This is a genomic window from Capillimicrobium parvum, assembly GCF_021172045.1.
In the GTDB taxonomy this organism is placed as follows: Bacteria; Actinomycetota; Thermoleophilia; order Solirubrobacterales; family Solirubrobacteraceae; genus Capillimicrobium; species Capillimicrobium parvum.
The window spans coordinates 219,021-233,120 of the sequence record NZ_CP087164.1; the positions used below are offsets into that span (position 1 = coordinate 219,021).

13 protein-coding genes are annotated in these 14,100 nt (G+C 73.3%); 10 read left to right on the plus strand and 3 right to left on the minus strand.

Translation table 11 applies throughout. The features are described 5' to 3' along the window. Positions 1-9: 9 nt before the first annotated feature. From DSM104329_RS01050 to DSM104329_RS01095, 10 genes are all read left to right on the plus strand, one after another. The gene (locus tag DSM104329_RS01050; protein ID WP_259313538.1) at positions 10-216 is read left to right on the plus strand and encodes a ferredoxin; all 207 of its coding nucleotides are present in this window, start codon (positions 10-12) and stop codon (positions 214-216) included. Beyond that, positions 213-1,424: an NAD(P)/FAD-dependent oxidoreductase gene (locus DSM104329_RS01055; RefSeq protein WP_259313539.1), complete on the plus strand. Its 1,212-nt coding sequence runs from the start codon at positions 213-215 to the stop codon at positions 1,422-1,424. The genes DSM104329_RS01050 and DSM104329_RS01055 overlap by 4 nt, the downstream gene beginning before the upstream one ends. A gap of 150 nt (positions 1,425-1,574) precedes the next feature. Beyond that, positions 1,575-2,900: an aromatic ring-hydroxylating oxygenase subunit alpha gene (locus DSM104329_RS01060; RefSeq protein ID WP_259313540.1), complete on the plus strand. Its 1,326-nt coding sequence runs from the start codon at positions 1,575-1,577 to the stop codon at positions 2,898-2,900. Next, the gene (locus tag DSM104329_RS01065; protein ID WP_259313541.1) at positions 2,900-3,487 is read left to right on the plus strand and encodes an aromatic-ring-hydroxylating dioxygenase subunit beta; all 588 of its coding nucleotides are present in this window, start codon (positions 2,900-2,902) and stop codon (positions 3,485-3,487) included. Before DSM104329_RS01060 ends, DSM104329_RS01065 begins: the two co-directional genes overlap by 1 nt. 27 nt (positions 3,488-3,514) lie before the next feature. Continuing rightward, positions 3,515-5,044, plus strand: coding sequence for a glutamine synthetase family protein (locus DSM104329_RS01070; RefSeq protein WP_407655957.1), 1,530 nt, complete (start codon positions 3,515-3,517; stop codon positions 5,042-5,044). Next, the gene (locus DSM104329_RS01075) at positions 5,022-5,294 is read left to right on the plus strand and encodes a hypothetical protein (protein ID WP_259313543.1); all 273 of its coding nucleotides are present in this window, start codon (positions 5,022-5,024) and stop codon (positions 5,292-5,294) included. The genes DSM104329_RS01070 and DSM104329_RS01075 overlap by 23 nt, the downstream gene beginning before the upstream one ends. A gap of 65 nt (positions 5,295-5,359) precedes the next feature. Next, positions 5,360-6,013: a type 1 glutamine amidotransferase gene (locus DSM104329_RS01080; RefSeq protein WP_259313544.1), complete on the plus strand. Its 654-nt coding sequence runs from the start codon at positions 5,360-5,362 to the stop codon at positions 6,011-6,013. After that, positions 6,010-7,212: a M24 family metallopeptidase gene (locus DSM104329_RS01085; RefSeq protein ID WP_259313545.1), complete on the plus strand. Its 1,203-nt coding sequence runs from the start codon at positions 6,010-6,012 to the stop codon at positions 7,210-7,212. The genes DSM104329_RS01080 and DSM104329_RS01085 overlap by 4 nt, the downstream gene beginning before the upstream one ends. Next, positions 7,209-9,290, plus strand: coding sequence for a hydantoinase/oxoprolinase family protein (locus DSM104329_RS01090; RefSeq protein ID WP_259313546.1), 2,082 nt, complete (start codon positions 7,209-7,211; stop codon positions 9,288-9,290). Before DSM104329_RS01085 ends, DSM104329_RS01090 begins: the two co-directional genes overlap by 4 nt. Next, positions 9,287-11,104, plus strand: a complete 1,818-nt coding sequence (locus DSM104329_RS01095) for a hydantoinase B/oxoprolinase family protein (RefSeq protein WP_259313547.1) — start codon at positions 9,287-9,289, stop codon at positions 11,102-11,104. Before DSM104329_RS01090 ends, DSM104329_RS01095 begins: the two co-directional genes overlap by 4 nt. 11 nt (positions 11,105-11,115) lie before the next feature. Here DSM104329_RS01095 and DSM104329_RS01100 read toward each other — a convergent pair whose 3' ends face one another. The 3 genes from DSM104329_RS01100 to DSM104329_RS01110 all read right to left on the minus strand — a co-directional run bounded on the left by DSM104329_RS01100 (position 11,116) and on the right by DSM104329_RS01110 (position 14,073). Beyond that, a complete protein-coding gene (locus DSM104329_RS01100) occupies positions 11,116-11,964 on the minus strand; it encodes an IclR family transcriptional regulator (RefSeq protein WP_259313548.1) in 849 nt (282 codons plus the stop codon). Positions 11,965-11,983: 19 nt separating this feature from the next. Further along, positions 11,984-12,679, minus strand: coding sequence for a GntR family transcriptional regulator (locus DSM104329_RS01105; protein ID WP_259313549.1), 696 nt, complete (start codon positions 12,677-12,679; stop codon positions 11,984-11,986). A 191-nt stretch (positions 12,680-12,870) separates the two neighbouring features. Further along, positions 12,871-14,073: an amidohydrolase gene (locus DSM104329_RS01110; protein ID WP_259313550.1), complete on the minus strand. Its 1,203-nt coding sequence runs from the start codon at positions 14,071-14,073 to the stop codon at positions 12,871-12,873. Positions 14,074-14,100: the final 27 nt, after the last annotated feature.

The window sequence follows — 14,100 nt, forward strand, 5'->3', positions numbered from 1 at the left end:
GACATTGCGATGAGCGATCCCGAGACCCTCGACGTCATCGTCGACATGGACCTGTGCGACGGCCACGGTCAGTGTGAGTTCGCCGCGCCCGCCGTCTTCCAGCTGGACGACGAGGGCGAGCTGCAGTACGAGCCGCATCCGCCGGCGTCCGAGCGCGGCCGCGTGGAGCAGGCGATCCGGCTCTGCCCCGTGCAGGCCATCAAGCTCGGCTCGTGAAGCGGATCGTCGTCGCCGGCGCCTCGCTCGCCGGCCTGCGCGCCGCCGAGGGCCTGCGTGCGGAGGGCTTCGACGGCGAGCTGGTCATCGTCGGCGACGAGGCGCACGCGCCGTACAACCGGCCGCCGCTGTCGAAGGAGCTGCTGGCCGGGGACGTCGACCGCGCCGACGTCGAGCTGCAGGCGGTCGGCGACCTGTCCGCCGAATGGCGGCTGGGCGTCGCGGCGACGGGCCTCGACCTCGCGGCGCGCCGCGTCGCGCTGGCCGACGGCAGCGAGCTCGCCTACGACGGCCTCGTCATCGCGACGGGGGCGGCGGCGCGGCCGCTCCAGGCCGGCCATCACCTCGACGGGGTCTTTCTGCTGCGCACGCTCGACGACAGCCTGCGCCTGCGCGCGGCGCTCGACGAGGCGCGCACGCTCGTCGTGGTCGGCGCCGGGTTCATCGGCTGCGAGGTCGCCGCCACCGCACGCAAGCTCGGGCTCGAGGTGACGATGGTCGACGTCGCGCCCGCACCGATGCAGCCCCGCGTGGGCGACGTCGTCGCCGGCTGGGCCGCGGGCCTGCACGCCGACCGCGGCGTGCGGCTGGTGCTCGGCACGGGCGTCGCCGCACTCGAGGGCGACGGCCGCCTGACGGCCGTGCGCCTCGCCGACGGCACGCGCATCGAGGCCGACGTCGCCGTCGTCGGGCTCGGCAGCGTGCCGAACACCGGCTGGCTGGAGGGCTCGGGCGTCCCGCTCGGCAACGGCGTCGTCTGCGAGGCGACGCTCGCGGTCCAGGGCGTGCCGAGCGTGGTGGCGGCCGGCGACGTGGCGAGCTGGCCGCACGCTCCCGCGGGCGGCGGGCTGCTGCGCGTCGAGCACTGGTCCAACGCCGTCGAGCAGGGCGCGTGGGCCGCGCGCACGCTCCTGCACGGCGGCGAGCAGGCCGGGCCGTTCCAGACGCTGCCGTCGTTCTGGTCCGATCAGCACGGCGTCCGCATCCAGTCGATCGGCCTGCCGGGCCTCGGGGACGAGAGCGTCGTCGTGGAGGGCAGCCCGGAGGAGGGCGCGTTCGCGATCCTCTACGGACGCGACGGCCGCGTCGTCGGCGCGCTCTCGGCGGGACTGCCGCCGCGCCGGCTCGCCCGGCTGCGCAAGGCCGTGATGGGCGGGGCCGGCCTGCGCGAGACGGCCGCCCGGGCGACCGAGTCCGCCGCGGCCTGACCCGCGTCGTCGAGCGTCGACTTCCTCAGCCTCCGGCTGAGGAAGTCGACACTCGGTCCCTGACCGAACGGCGGCGCGCCGGCCCGCGGCCGGGTTCGACCACTCCGAACGCTCGCCCGCGCGCGAGGCTCGGCACCGTAACGTGGTGCCATGTCGACCACGCGAGAGCGCGCCACCGGCGACCTCTACGACCAGCTCGTCCTCGAGGACCGCGTCCACCGCCGGATCTACACCGACCAGGACATCTTCACCGAGGAGATGACGAAGGTCTTCGGCGCGTGCTGGGTCTACGTCGGGCACGCCAGCGAGCTCAGCGGGGCCAACGCGTTCATGACCGGCACGCTGGGCGGCCGGCCGATCATCATCACGCGCGACGCCGGCGGCGACATCCACGTCCTGCTCAACCGCTGCCTGCATCGCGGCGCCACGGTCTGCCGCGTCGAGCGCGGCCGCGCGAAGCGCTTCGTGTGCCCCTACCACGGCTGGTCCTACGCGAACGACGGCAGCCTGACCGGCGTGCCGTGGCCGAGCGGCTACGCCCCGGAGTTCGATCCCGCCAAGTACAGCCTCGGCCGGGCCAGGGTCGCCGTCTACCGCGACTTCATCTTCGCCACGCTGCACCCGTCGCCGCCGGCCATCGAGGACCACCTCGGCGCCGCCCGCCCGCTGCTGGACTACTGGATCGACCGCTTCCCCGGCGGCAAGGTCACCGCCCGCAGCGGCGCGCACCGGATGGACTGCCAGTCGAACTGGAAGCTCGTCATGGACAACTCGACCGACGGCTATCACCCCGCGTTCAGCCACCGGGCGCTGCTGCAGATGGCCCAGCGCCTCGGTGAGACGAAGGACATGGCGTACTTCGCCGAGAGCCCGGACGACGGCGACATGTACTGCCGGTACCTCGGCAACGGGCACTCGTTCATCGACCAGCGCCCGAACTACCGCAAGCCCGGCGACTACTGGGCCACGCAGCGCCCGACGCCGGGCCGCGAGGCGATCGAGGCGCGCATCCGGGCCCAGTACGGCGAGGAGGAGGCCACGCGCCTGCTCGACCTCACCGTCGGCTCGCAGATGAACCTCTCGATCTTCCCGAACCTCCTGATCATCGGAAACCAGATCCAGTCCCTGCGCCCGGTGGCGGTGGACCGGACGATCCTGCTCTGGCAGGCGACGACGTCGGAGGAGCTGCCCGAGGAGCTCAACACCCTGCGCATGCGCACGCAGGAGGACTTCCCGAGCTTCGGCGAGCCCGACGACCTCGCGAACTTCGGCGAGTGCCAGCGGGGGCTGTCGATCCCGGAGGTCGAGTGGGTGCTGATGAACCGCGGCTACGGCATCGAGGGTCGCCAGTCGCTCGACCCGGACGGGGGCGTCACCGCTCCGACCACCGACGAGACGCCGATGCGCGGCTACATCCACCACTGGAAGGCGCTCATGCAGTCCGACACGCCGGTCGTGGCCGAGGGGGTGGCGTGATGGCGGCCGAGCTCAACGACCCCTCGCGCTACTCGACGTACGTCGACCCCGAGTTCTACGCCGCGCTGGCGCGCCACACGGCCGAGCTCGACGAGCCGGCCGCACCGGTCGACGCGGCCACCCGCGATGCCTGCGCCGCGCTGCTGTACCGCGAGGCCCGGCTGCTCGACGAGGGCCGCCTCGAGGACTGGCTCGAGCTCTTCGTGCCCGAGTGCCTGTACTGGATGCCGATGACGCCCGGCGGCGGCGAGCCGACGACGGAGGTCACGCTCGCCTTCGACGACCGCCGGCGGCTCGAGGACCGCATCGCCTGGCTGCGCAGCGCCTACATCTGGAGCCAGATCCCGCGCTCGCGCACGCGCCGCTCGATCACGAACATTGAGGTCGTCCAGGCGCAGGCGCCCGGCGAGCTGCTCGTCCGCTCGAACTTCGTCGTCCACGACGTGCGACCGGGCTATCACGCGACGTTCCCCGGCTGGACCGCCCACCGGCTGCGCGCCGAGGGCGACTCGTGGCTGATCGCGATCAAGCAGGTCAACCTGCTCGACAGCGACCAGGCTCATCAGAACCTGTCGATCATCTTCTGACCGCCTGACCTGACTGGAGGCATGAACATGCTGACGAGCAACGCTCTCGCCCGCGCCACGAACGGCGACGCCGCGGTGGGCCGGGTCGGGTTCATCCGCGACCACGGGCTGTGGAGCGAGGCGCAGGCCGCCGGCGCCCACGAGCTGGTCCGCCGCCTGGACGGGCTGCGCACCGTCCGCGTCTCCTGGGCCGACCAGCACGGCCTCGTGCGCGGCAAGACCCTGCCGGTCGACGTGTTCCGCAGCGTGCTGCGCAACGGCATGCGCGTCAACACCGGCCCGGTGATCATGGACACCGGCTCGGCGATCGCGTTCAACCCGTTCATGCCCGGCGGCGGGTTCGACAGCCTCGACATGGAGGGCTGCCCGGACGTCGTCTGCGTCCCGGACCCGTCCACGTTCCGCGTCCTGCCCTGGGCCGACCGCACCGGCTGGGTGCTGTGCGACATGTACTTCCAGAACGGCACCCCGTTTCCGTACTCCTCGCGCGCCATCCTCAAGAACGCGGTCGCCGAGCTCGACCGGCGCAACCTCGACTGCCTGATCGGCGTCGAGCTCGAGTGGACGCTGACGAAGCTCATCGACCCGAAGCTCAGCCCCAGCTCGCTCGGCGCCCCCGGCGCCCCCGGCGAGCCGCCCGAGGTCGAGGCCGTCACCGCCGGCTACCAGTACCAGTCCGAGGTCAACGCCGACCTCATCGCGCCGCTCATGGACACCCTGCTCGAGCAGCTCGCCGGTGCCGGCCTGCCGCTGCGCTCGCTCGAGGACGAGTGGGGCCCCTCGCAGATGGAGTTCACGTTCGACCCGCAGAGCGCGCTCGAGGCGGCCGACACCGTGCTGCTGTTCCGCAGCGCGGTCCGGCAGATCTGCCGCCGTCACGGCTACCACGCCACGTTCATGTGCCGTCCGGGCCTGCCGGGCTTCTTCTCGTCGGGCTGGCACCTGCACCAGTCGCTCGTCGACCGCGTCTCCGGCGTCAACGCGTTCGCCGCGATGGACGGCGAGGCGGAGCTCACGCCGCTGGGCCTGCGGTACGTCGCGGGCCTGCTCGAGCACGCCCGCGAGGCCTCCGCGTTCGTCATCCCGACCGTCAACGGCTACAAGCGCCTGCAGCCGTACTCGCTCGCGCCGGACCGCTGCCAGTGGGGCACGGAGAACCGCGGCTCGATGATCCGCGTGACGGGCGGCCCCGGCGACCCGACGACGCACCTCGAGAACCGCGCCGGCGAGCCCGCCGCCAACCCGTACCTCTACATCGCCTCGCAGGTCTTCGCGGGCCTCGACGGCATCGACCGCGGGCTCGACCCGGGCCGGCCGACCGACAACCCGTACGAGCACGACGCGCAGACGCTGCCGAAGTCCCTGGCCGAGGCCGTCGACGAGCTCGACGGCTCGGAGCTGTACCGCCGGACGATGGGCGACGCGTTCGTCGACTACATCGTCGGGCTCAAGCGCTCGGAGGTCGGGCGCTTCGAGACCGCGGTCGACGGCCTCCCGCCGGAGCAGCTCGCCGAGGTGACGGACTGGGAGCACCGTGAGTACTTCCAGACCTTCTGACGCCGATCTGGAAAGGCTGGTCGCCGAGCAGCGCGCCGAGATCCGCCGCCTGCGCCGCCACGTCGCGCGGCTGGAGGCGGTCGTGGCCGAGGCGCGCCAGGCGACGCTCTGGGACTTCTCGGTGTACGAGCAGCTGCCGGACCCGAGCTGGGTGGCGATCGACCGCGACACGGCCGATCGCCTCCTGCTGTCCCTGGAGGACGTCGACGACTGGCGACCGTGGCGCTCGACGCTCGAGCGCCGGCCGTGAGACCCAGCGGGTCCCCGCACGGCGACGCTCGCGCCCGGAGCGCCGCGACATCGGGGGCGCCCTGGGTGTGCGTCCGTCACGCCGAGTTCGAGGGCGCCGGCGTGTTCGCCGATGTCGCGGCCGAGCGCGGGATCGAGCTGCGCGAGGTCAAGACCGATCTCGGTGAGCCGGTGCCCGGGGTGGACGACGTCGGCGGCGTGATCGTGCAGGGCGGCCCGTTCAGCGTCGCCGAGGCGCAGACCGTCGGGCACCTCGCCGACGAGATGCGCCTGCTGGCCGACGCGGCGCACGCCGGCCTGCCGGTGCTCGGCATCTGCCTCGGCGCCCAGCTGCTGGCCGGCGGGCTCGGCGCGGACGTCGGCCCCGCGCCGCGCGAGGAGCGCGGCATGGACGACGTGCGCCTGACCGAGGCGGGCCTCGCAGACCCGGTCCTCGGGCCCGAGGGCCCCGGGCTGCGCATCTTCCAGTTCCATGGCGAAGCGTTCACGCTTCCGCCGGGCGCGGAGCGCCTCGCGACCGGGGACGGCTGCCCCGAGCAGGCCTTCCGCATCGGCACGCGCGCCTACGGGCTGCAGTTCCACCACGAGCTCCCCGACCCCTTCGCCGCCTTCATCCCCGCGCACGTGCGCCCGACCCCCGACGAGCGAGCCGCGCTCAACCGCTTCGGGCGCCGGATCGCCGACCGATTCTTCGCCGTGGCCACCGAGGAGACCCCATGAACCTGAACCGCATCCCGGCCAGCCCCCTGCGCGGCCTGGCCCAGACGCAGCAGGCGGTGCCGGTCGCGACGCCGGCCACGCTGCTGCAGCGCCGGGCGTCCCGCGCCCGGGAGCTCATGCTGGCCGACAACCTCGACGCGCTCGTCGTCTTCGGCCGCGGACACATCACCGAGTACGGCGACGCCGCCTTCCTCACCGGCTATGCGCCCGTGGCCCGCATGTCGTACGCCGTGCTGACGCGCAGCGGCCGCGGGCCGGTGCTCGTCGCCCCGACGCCGGCCGATCGCTGGTACGCGGCCCGGCTGCCGGATGCGCCGGAGGTGCGCCTCGCGGGCGAGGGCGACGTGGTCTCGGGGCGTGACGACCTGGCGAGCGCGGCGGCCGCCGTGCTCGCCGAGGAGCGCGCCGACCGGGGCCGGATCGGCATCACGGGCCTGCGCGGCCTGCTGCCGGTCGGCGAGTTCGACGCGCTGCGTCGGGCGCTGCCCGACGCCGAGCTCGTCGACGCCGGCTCGCTCATGTCCCGGCTGAAGCTCCTCAAGGAGGACGAGGACGTCGCCGAGATCCGGCGGACGGTCGCGATCGCCGACGCGGGCTTCATCGCCGCCCGCCAAGCGCTGCGTCCCGGCGCCACCGAGGCCGAGGTCGGCGCCGCGATCTACCAGGCGGTCTTCTCCCGCGGCACCCGCGACGCGCTCATCTTCGCCAGCGCCCAGCCGTACTTCTTGTCGTGGACGACCGACCGGCCGTTCCGCAACGGCGACCTGGCCACGATCTACGTGGAGATCGTGGGCCCGACGGGCTACTGGGTCGAGGTCGGCGGCATGGTCGCGCTCGGCACCCCGGAGCCCGAGCAGCTGCGCGTCGCCGAGGCGTGCCTGGAGGCGGCGCGGCGCGCCGAGGCGCACCTGCGCCCCGGCTCGACGGCCGGCGAGGTGGCGCGGTCCATCGACGGCGTCGCCGCCGAGGAGGACCTGCATTCGGGGCTGTGGCACGGCCACGGCATCGGCGTCGACCACGACAGCCCGGTCATCACGGCCGCCGACGACACGCCGCTGGCGCCGGGCATGGTCATCGCCGTGCACCCGAACTTCTCGACCGCCGACGAGCGCTTCGGCGCCAGCGTGGTCGACACGTACCTGATCACCGACGACGGCTTCGACCGGCTGTCGGCCGTCCCCCAGGAGATCCTGCGATGAGCTACACGATCGGCATCGACGTGGGCGGCACGTTCACGGACTTCGTCCTGACCTCGAGCGGCAGCACGGAGCTGCGCGTCCACAAGTCGCCGAGCACGCCGAGCGACCCGTCGGACGGCGTTATCACCGGGCTCGGCGAGCTCGCGGAGCTCGAGGGCCTCGACCTCGCCACGTTCCTCGACCGGACGGCCATGATCGTCCACGGCACCACGGTCACGACGAACGCGGTGCTCACCGAGCGCGGCGCCCGCACCGGCCTGCTGACCACAGAGGGCTTCCGCGACGTGCTCGAGATGCGCCGCGGCGTGCGCAGCCGCACGCACCTCTACGACAACAAGTACACGGCGCCGCCGCCGCTGGTGCCGCGCCACCTGCGCCTGCCCGTGCGCGAGCGCGTCGACGCCTCCGGAACCGCGCTCGTCGAGCTCGACCGCGACGCCGCGAGGGCCGCGGTGAGCGAGCTGCTCGGCCTCGGCGCGGAGGCGATCGCCGTCTGCTTCATGCACGCCTACGCCGACGACGCGCACGAGCGCGAGGTCGCCGAGATCGTCCGCGAGCTGGCGCCCGACGTGTTCCTCTCGGTCTCGTCGGAGGTGCTGCCGCAGGTCCGCCTCTACGAGCGGGTGTCGACGACGGCGATGAACGCGTACGTCGGCCCGGTCCTGCGCCGCTACGTCGAGCGCCTCGTCGCGCGCCTGAACGACGAGCGCTTCGGCGGCGTGCTGCTCGTCATGCAGTCCAACGGCGGGGTCGCGATCCCCGAGATCGTCACCCACCTGCCGGCGAGCACGGTCCTGTCGGGGCCGGCGGGTGGCCCGGTCGCCGGCCTGGCCCACGCCCGCGGCGCCGGGTCCGAGGACTGCCTGATCGTCGACATGGGCGGCACCAGCTACGACGTCTCGCTCGTGCGCGACGGCGAGGTGCAGGTCACGCACGACGGCGAGGTCAACCGCCAGTCGGTGTCGCTGCCGATGATCGACGTGCACACGATCGGCGCCGGCGGCGGCTCGATCGGCTGGCTCGACGAGGGCGGCCTCCTGCACATGGGCCCGCAGAGCGCGGGCGCCGACCCGGGCCCCGCGGCCTACGACCGCGGCGGCACCGAGCCGACCTGCACGGACGCCGACATCGTGCTCGGCTACATCGACCCGGACTACTTCCTCGGCGGACGGATGCCGCTGCGCGTGGATCTCGCCGAGCAGGCGATCGAGCGGCGCATCGCCGGCCCGCTCGGACTCGGGGTCGTCGAGGCGGCCGCGGCGATGTACGACGTCATCAACCTCGTCATGGCCGCGGGCACGAAGGACATGACGCTCGCGCGCGGCGTCGACGCGGCGGAGTTCCCGCTGGTCGCCGCCGGCGGCGCGGGCGCGCTGCACGCCGGCATGATCGCGGCCGAGCTCGACCTCTCGACGGTGATCATCCCGCCGACCTCGTCGGTGCTCTGCGCGCTGGGGATGGTCCTCGCCGACCTGCGCCACGACTACGTCCAGGCCCACCGCGTCCTGTGGAGCGCGTTCGACCCGGCGGCCGCCCGCGAGCTGCTCGACGGGATGCTCGCGCAGGGCGCCGCCGCGCTGGACCGCGAGGGCGTCGAGCCGGCCCGCCGGCGCGAGCGGGTGACCGCCGACATGCGCTACATCGGCCAGCACCACGAGGTCGCCGTCGAGTTCCCGCTCGCCGATCTCGATGGCGGCGCGGAGGGCATGGACCGCATCGAGGCGGCGTTCACCGCGCGCCACGAGCAGCTGTACGGCTTCAGCGCCCCGGGCAGGCCGATGGAGGTCATCGGCCTGCACGCCACCGTGCTGGGCCGCCGCGAGGCGCCGGAGCTGCAGCAGCTGGCGGCGGAGAGCGGCGACACGCTGAAGGGCCACCGCCGCGCCTGGCTGCCGACCGAGCGCCGCCTCGAGGACGTCGAGGTCCACGACGGCCACCGGCTCGCGCCGGGCCAGCACGTCGCCGGGCCGGCGATCGTCGAACGCGCCACCACAACCGTGCTCGTGCCCGAGCGCTTCACGCTGACCGTCGACCGCCTCGGCAGCCTCATCCTGAGCAACAAGGAGCAGTCCCGATGACCGACGCCGCGACCACCCCGGCGGCCGCGTCCGTCCAGGGCGACGCCGCGACCACCCCGGCGGCCGCGTCCGTCCAGGGCGACGACGCGATCCTCACCTCGATCATGGCCAGCCGGCTGAAGACGATCGGTCAGCGCATGGGCGTCGTGGTCGAGCGCAGCGCGCGCTCGCCGCTGCTCGTCGAGGGCCGCGACTTCTCGCTGGGCATCTACGCCGCCGACGGCACGCTGCTCGAGCAGACCGAGTACATCCCGGTCCTCGGCTACGCGACCACGCCGGCGATGCGCTACATCGCCGAGTACTTCGGCGACGACGTGGCGGAGGGCGATGTCGTCCTGCACAACGACCCGTACACCGGCGGCAACCAGCTGTCGGACTGGAAGGTCACCAAGCCCGTCTTCCACGAGGGCGAGCACGTCGCCTGGGTCGTGATCGCCGCGCACCAGGCCGACGTCGGCGGCGCGGTGCCGGGCTCCTACAACCCGGACGCGACCGACATGTGGCAGGAGGGCCTGCGCATCACGCCGCTGAAGCTCTACGACGGCGGCCGGCGCCGGCAGGACGTGTGGGACTTCGTGTTCGGCAACGTCCGGCTGCCGATCGTCGCCGACGACATCACGGCGATGATGGGGGCCTGCACGGTCGGCGAGCGCGAGCTCAAGGCGCTGCTTGCCCGCTACGGCCGCGGCGCGTTCGACACCGCCTGCGCCCGGCTGCTCGACGCGTCGGAGGCCAGCGCCCGCGCGGTCGTCGAGCGGATCGCCGACGGCACCTACGAGGCCGAGTGGTACGTCCACGACGACGGCATCGACCACGACGGCGAGTGGACGATCCGCGTCGCGGTGAGGGTCGAGGGCGACGAGATCACGTTCGACTTCTCGAAGTCCGACGACCAGGCGACCGGCTACGTCAACGCGCCGCTGGCGGTGACGCTGTCGTCGGTGATGATCGCCTTCTTCATGATCGCCGACCAGGATCTGCCCCACAACGACGGGATCATGCGCGTGGTCAAGGTCGTCGCGCGCGAGGGCTCGATCGTCCATCCGAAGTACCCCGCGCCGACGGGGTTCGGCAACCACCTGTCCGACCAGATCGCCGCGGTGATCATGCTCGCGCTGGCGCCGGCGATGCCGCAGACCGTCACCGCATCGTGGAACCACCTGCTCGCGACGCTCGTCTCCGGGTGGGACGACCGCATCGACGGCCCGTACGTCGACATCCTCATCAACGCCTGCAAGGGCGGCGGCGGCGGGACGTACGGCGCCGACGGCTACGACCACATCGGCCTCATCACGTCGGGCGGCGCGATCGCCGCGCAGGACCCGGAGATGTACGAGGTCGTCAACCCGCACCGGCTGCGCAAGTTCGAGTACGCGCCGGACTCGGCGGGCGCCGGCCAGTGGCGCGGCGGCCTCGGCGTCGAGACGGAGTTCGAGTTCCTCACGTCGGGGACGATCGCCAGCGTGTTCGGCGACGGCGGCACGCCCGAGACCGCGGCGTTCGGCATCCTCGGCGGCCGGTCGGGCAGCCCGAACGAGATCGAGCTGCGCTACCCCGACGGCCGCGTCGAGCGTCCGCGGCTGAAGGACCTCGTCACCGACATTCCCGCCGGGACGGTCTACCGCCAGGTCGCCGGCGGCGGGGGCGGCTACGGCGACCCGCACGCGCGGGCCGCGGAGCGCGTGCTCCAGGACGCGCGCCACGGCTACGTCTCGCTCGAGAACGCACGCGAGGTCTACGGCGTGGCGATCGACGCGCAGACGTGGACGATCGACGAGGCCGAGACCGCGCGGCTGCGGGACGGCGCGGGCTGAGCGGTCAGGCCCTACGCGGCGGCGACGACGCGGCGCAGCGCCGCGTCGGACGCCAGGACCGGGTGCGGCGGGTCCTCCGCCGTCACGGCGGCCGCCGCGTCGCGCTCCTCGGCGTTGGCGCGGCGCAGCTCGCGCGACATCGTCTCGGCGGCCTCGACGACGGCCTGGCGCAGCGCCCTCTCGTGCGTGCGGAAGCGCGACGTCGGCACGGCGATCGAGAGCGCCGCAACGGTCATTCCGCGCTCGAGGCGCACCGGCGCCGCGACACCGCTGACGCCCGGCACGCTCTCCTCGACGTCGTACGCGTAGCCGACGCGCCGGACCTGCTCGAGCTCGCCGTGCAGGCGGTCGAGGTCCGTGACGGTGTTCGGCGTCATCGCGCGCAGGCCCTCGACCGACGCGATGCGCGCGACCTCGCCGCGCGGGCGCACGGCGAGCAGGACCTTGCCGGTCGCGCTCGCGTGGGCCGGCCAGCGCGCGCCGATCGGGGCGCCGGCGAAGCGCACCGGGTGCGTGCCTTCGAGGCGCTCGACGAACAGGACCCGGCCGCGGTCGAGGACGGCGAGCTGGACGGTCTCGCGGTGCTGGGCGACGAGGGCGCGCATCAGCGGCAGGGCGGTTCCGCGCAGGTTCAGGCTCGCCTTCAGCGTCTCGCCGAGGTCGAGGAAGCGCCAGCCGAGCCGGTAGCGGCTCTGGTTCGTACAGCTCAGCAGGCCGACGCCGGCGAGGCTGACGAGCAGCGCATGGGCGCTCGACTTCGCGATGCCGAGCCGCTCGGCGACCTCCGTGACGCCCCACTCCGGGCGGTCGACCGAGAACAGGTCGAGGACCGGGCCGATCTTCTTGACGGTCAGCAGCATGCCCGTGGCTCCTCTGTCGTCATCGTGCGCCGCCCGCGGCTTCGATCAGCTCGACGGCCGTCTTGCGGCCGAGCTCCACATGGGCGCGAATCACCTTCTGCGCGGCGGGGAGGTCGCCCGCCTCGTATGCGCGGTACAGCGCGATGTGCTGCTCGCACAGCTCGTCGGTCAGCCCCTCGACGTTCCAGCCCGACAGCACGCGCTCCATCAGCAGGCTGACGCGCAGGTTGGCGTAGACGGAGGACAGCGCGTCGTTGCCGGCGTAGTCCAGCATCAGCCGGTGGAAGCTCTGGTTGGCCTGGATGTAGCGGCGCAGGTCCCACGCGTGGTCCTCGGCCATCGTCTCGAGCGTGGCGTCGAGGGCCACCCAGAGCTCGGCGAGCTGCTCGGGTGAGAGCGTGCCGATCGCCCGCTCGGCGGCCATCAGCTCGAGCGCCAGGCGGATCTCGTACTCCTCGTCGAGCGCCTTCGTCGTCAGCGGCGTGACGGTGTACCCGCGGCGCGAGCGCACGTCGACGAGTCCCTCGGCCGCGAGGCGCGTCAGCGCCTGGTGCACCGGGCTGCGCGAGACGCCCAGCTGGCTCGAGAGCGTCGTCAGGTTCAGCTTCTCCCCGGCCCGCAGCTCGCCGGACAGCAGCGCGGCGCGCAGGTGGTCGTAGACCTTGCGGTTGAGATCTGAATGCTCGATGGGAGCAGGCAGGAGGGTGTCGGTCATGCGCTGGGTCAGGCGGACGGGGGCGGCTGCAAGCCGACGCGGTAGGTGCTCCGTGCGCGACATGAGACGCGTGGAATGTATCACGACACCAGAGGTCCGACCAGTTCCGGGCTGCACGAGATCGGTGGGACATGAGGCGGATTGCGGGCCCGCCCGGCGCTGCGGCCGGGGGCGGGCGACGACCAGCGTGCTCACGCGGGAGCTCGCGCGTCCTCGCGCGCCCCTTCGGTGAGCAGCTCGAGCGCCGCGTGGGCGAAGAGCCGCACGCCGATGCCCAGCGAGTCCTCGTCGATGTCGAACCGGGGGTTGTGGTGGTCGTGGACGATGCCGCGCTCGGCGTTGCCGGCCCCCACCAGCACGAAGCACCCCGGCGCCCGCTCCAGGAACGCCGAGACGTCCTCGCCGCCCATGATGATCTCGCCCTCGCTCACGGCGGCGTCGCCGAACGCCTGGCGGGCGGCGCGGGCGACGCTCGCCGTCACGCCCTCGTCGTTGATGACGGCGCGATAGCCGCGCGTGTACTCGACCTCGCACGTCGCGCGGTGCGCCCGGCAGACGCCCTCGGCGACCTCGGCGATCCGGCGCTCGAGCAGGTCCTGGACCGCGGGCGAGAACATGTTCGTGCCGCCGGTGATCTCGGCGGTCGGCGGGATGACGCCGACCGAGTTGCCGGCGTGGAACCCCGTGACGCCGACGATCGCCGGCTCCCGCGGATCGACCTCGCGGGCCACGAGGTGCTGGAGCGCCTCGACGACCTGGGCGCCGATCGCGATCGGGTCGACGGCCAACTGCGGCATGCCGATGTGGCCGCCGACGCCGCGCACCTCGATGCGGAAGACGTCGCAGGCCGCCATCGCGCGGCCGGGCCGGGCGACGATCGTGCCGACGGGGAGGGGCGACCAGAGATGCAGGCCGATGACCTGGTCGACCCCGTCCATGACGCCGGCGTCCACCATCCCCTGCGCACCGCCGGGCAGCGTCTCCTCGCCCGGCTCGAAGAGGAAGCGGATCTCGCCCGGAAGCTGGTCCTGCAGGCGGGCGAGGACGGTGGCCGCGCCGAGCAGGATGGAGGTGTGCCCGTCGTGGCCGCACGCGTGCATCACGCCCGGGTTCGTCGAGGCGAACGGCAGGCCCGTGGCCTCCTCGATCGGCAGCGCGTCCATGTCGGCGCGGATGGCGAGCGTGGGGCCCGCGCGCCCGCCGGCGAGACGGCCGACGACGCTCGTGCCGGAAGGGCGCGAGACCTCGATGCCGAGCTCGGCGAGGCGTTCGGCGACGAACCGCGAGGTCTCGGTCTCCTCGAACGAGAGCTCCGGATGGGCGTGCAGGTGACGGCGCCAGCCGACGACGTCCGGAGCGACGGCGGCGGCGAGATCGTCGAGCGAATCGCGCATGCGCCACGTCAGTCTACGGATCACCGC

Coding starts and splice junctions, on each gene's coding strand:
- DSM104329_RS01050 (WP_259313538.1), top strand. CDS start 10: ATGAGCGATCCCGAGACCCTCGACGTCATCGTCGACATGGACCTGTGC.
- DSM104329_RS01060 (WP_259313540.1), top strand. CDS start 1,575: ATGTCGACCACGCGAGAGCGCGCCACCGGCGACCTCTACGACCAGCTC.
- DSM104329_RS01065 (WP_259313541.1), top strand. CDS start 2,900: ATGGCGGCCGAGCTCAACGACCCCTCGCGCTACTCGACGTACGTCGAC.
- DSM104329_RS01070 (WP_407655957.1), top strand. CDS start 3,515: ATGCTGACGAGCAACGCTCTCGCCCGCGCCACGAACGGCGACGCCGCG.
- DSM104329_RS01085 (WP_259313545.1), top strand. CDS start 6,010: ATGAACCTGAACCGCATCCCGGCCAGCCCCCTGCGCGGCCTGGCCCAG.
- DSM104329_RS01090 (WP_259313546.1), top strand. CDS start 7,209: ATGAGCTACACGATCGGCATCGACGTGGGCGGCACGTTCACGGACTTC.
- DSM104329_RS01095 (WP_259313547.1), top strand. CDS start 9,287: ATGACCGACGCCGCGACCACCCCGGCGGCCGCGTCCGTCCAGGGCGAC.
- DSM104329_RS01100 (WP_259313548.1), bottom strand. CDS start 11,964: ATGCTGCTGACCGTCAAGAAGATCGGCCCGGTCCTCGACCTGTTCTCG.
- DSM104329_RS01105 (WP_259313549.1), bottom strand. CDS start 12,679: ATGACCGACACCCTCCTGCCTGCTCCCATCGAGCATTCAGATCTCAAC.
- DSM104329_RS01110 (WP_259313550.1), bottom strand. CDS start 14,073: ATGCGCGATTCGCTCGACGATCTCGCCGCCGCCGTCGCTCCGGACGTC.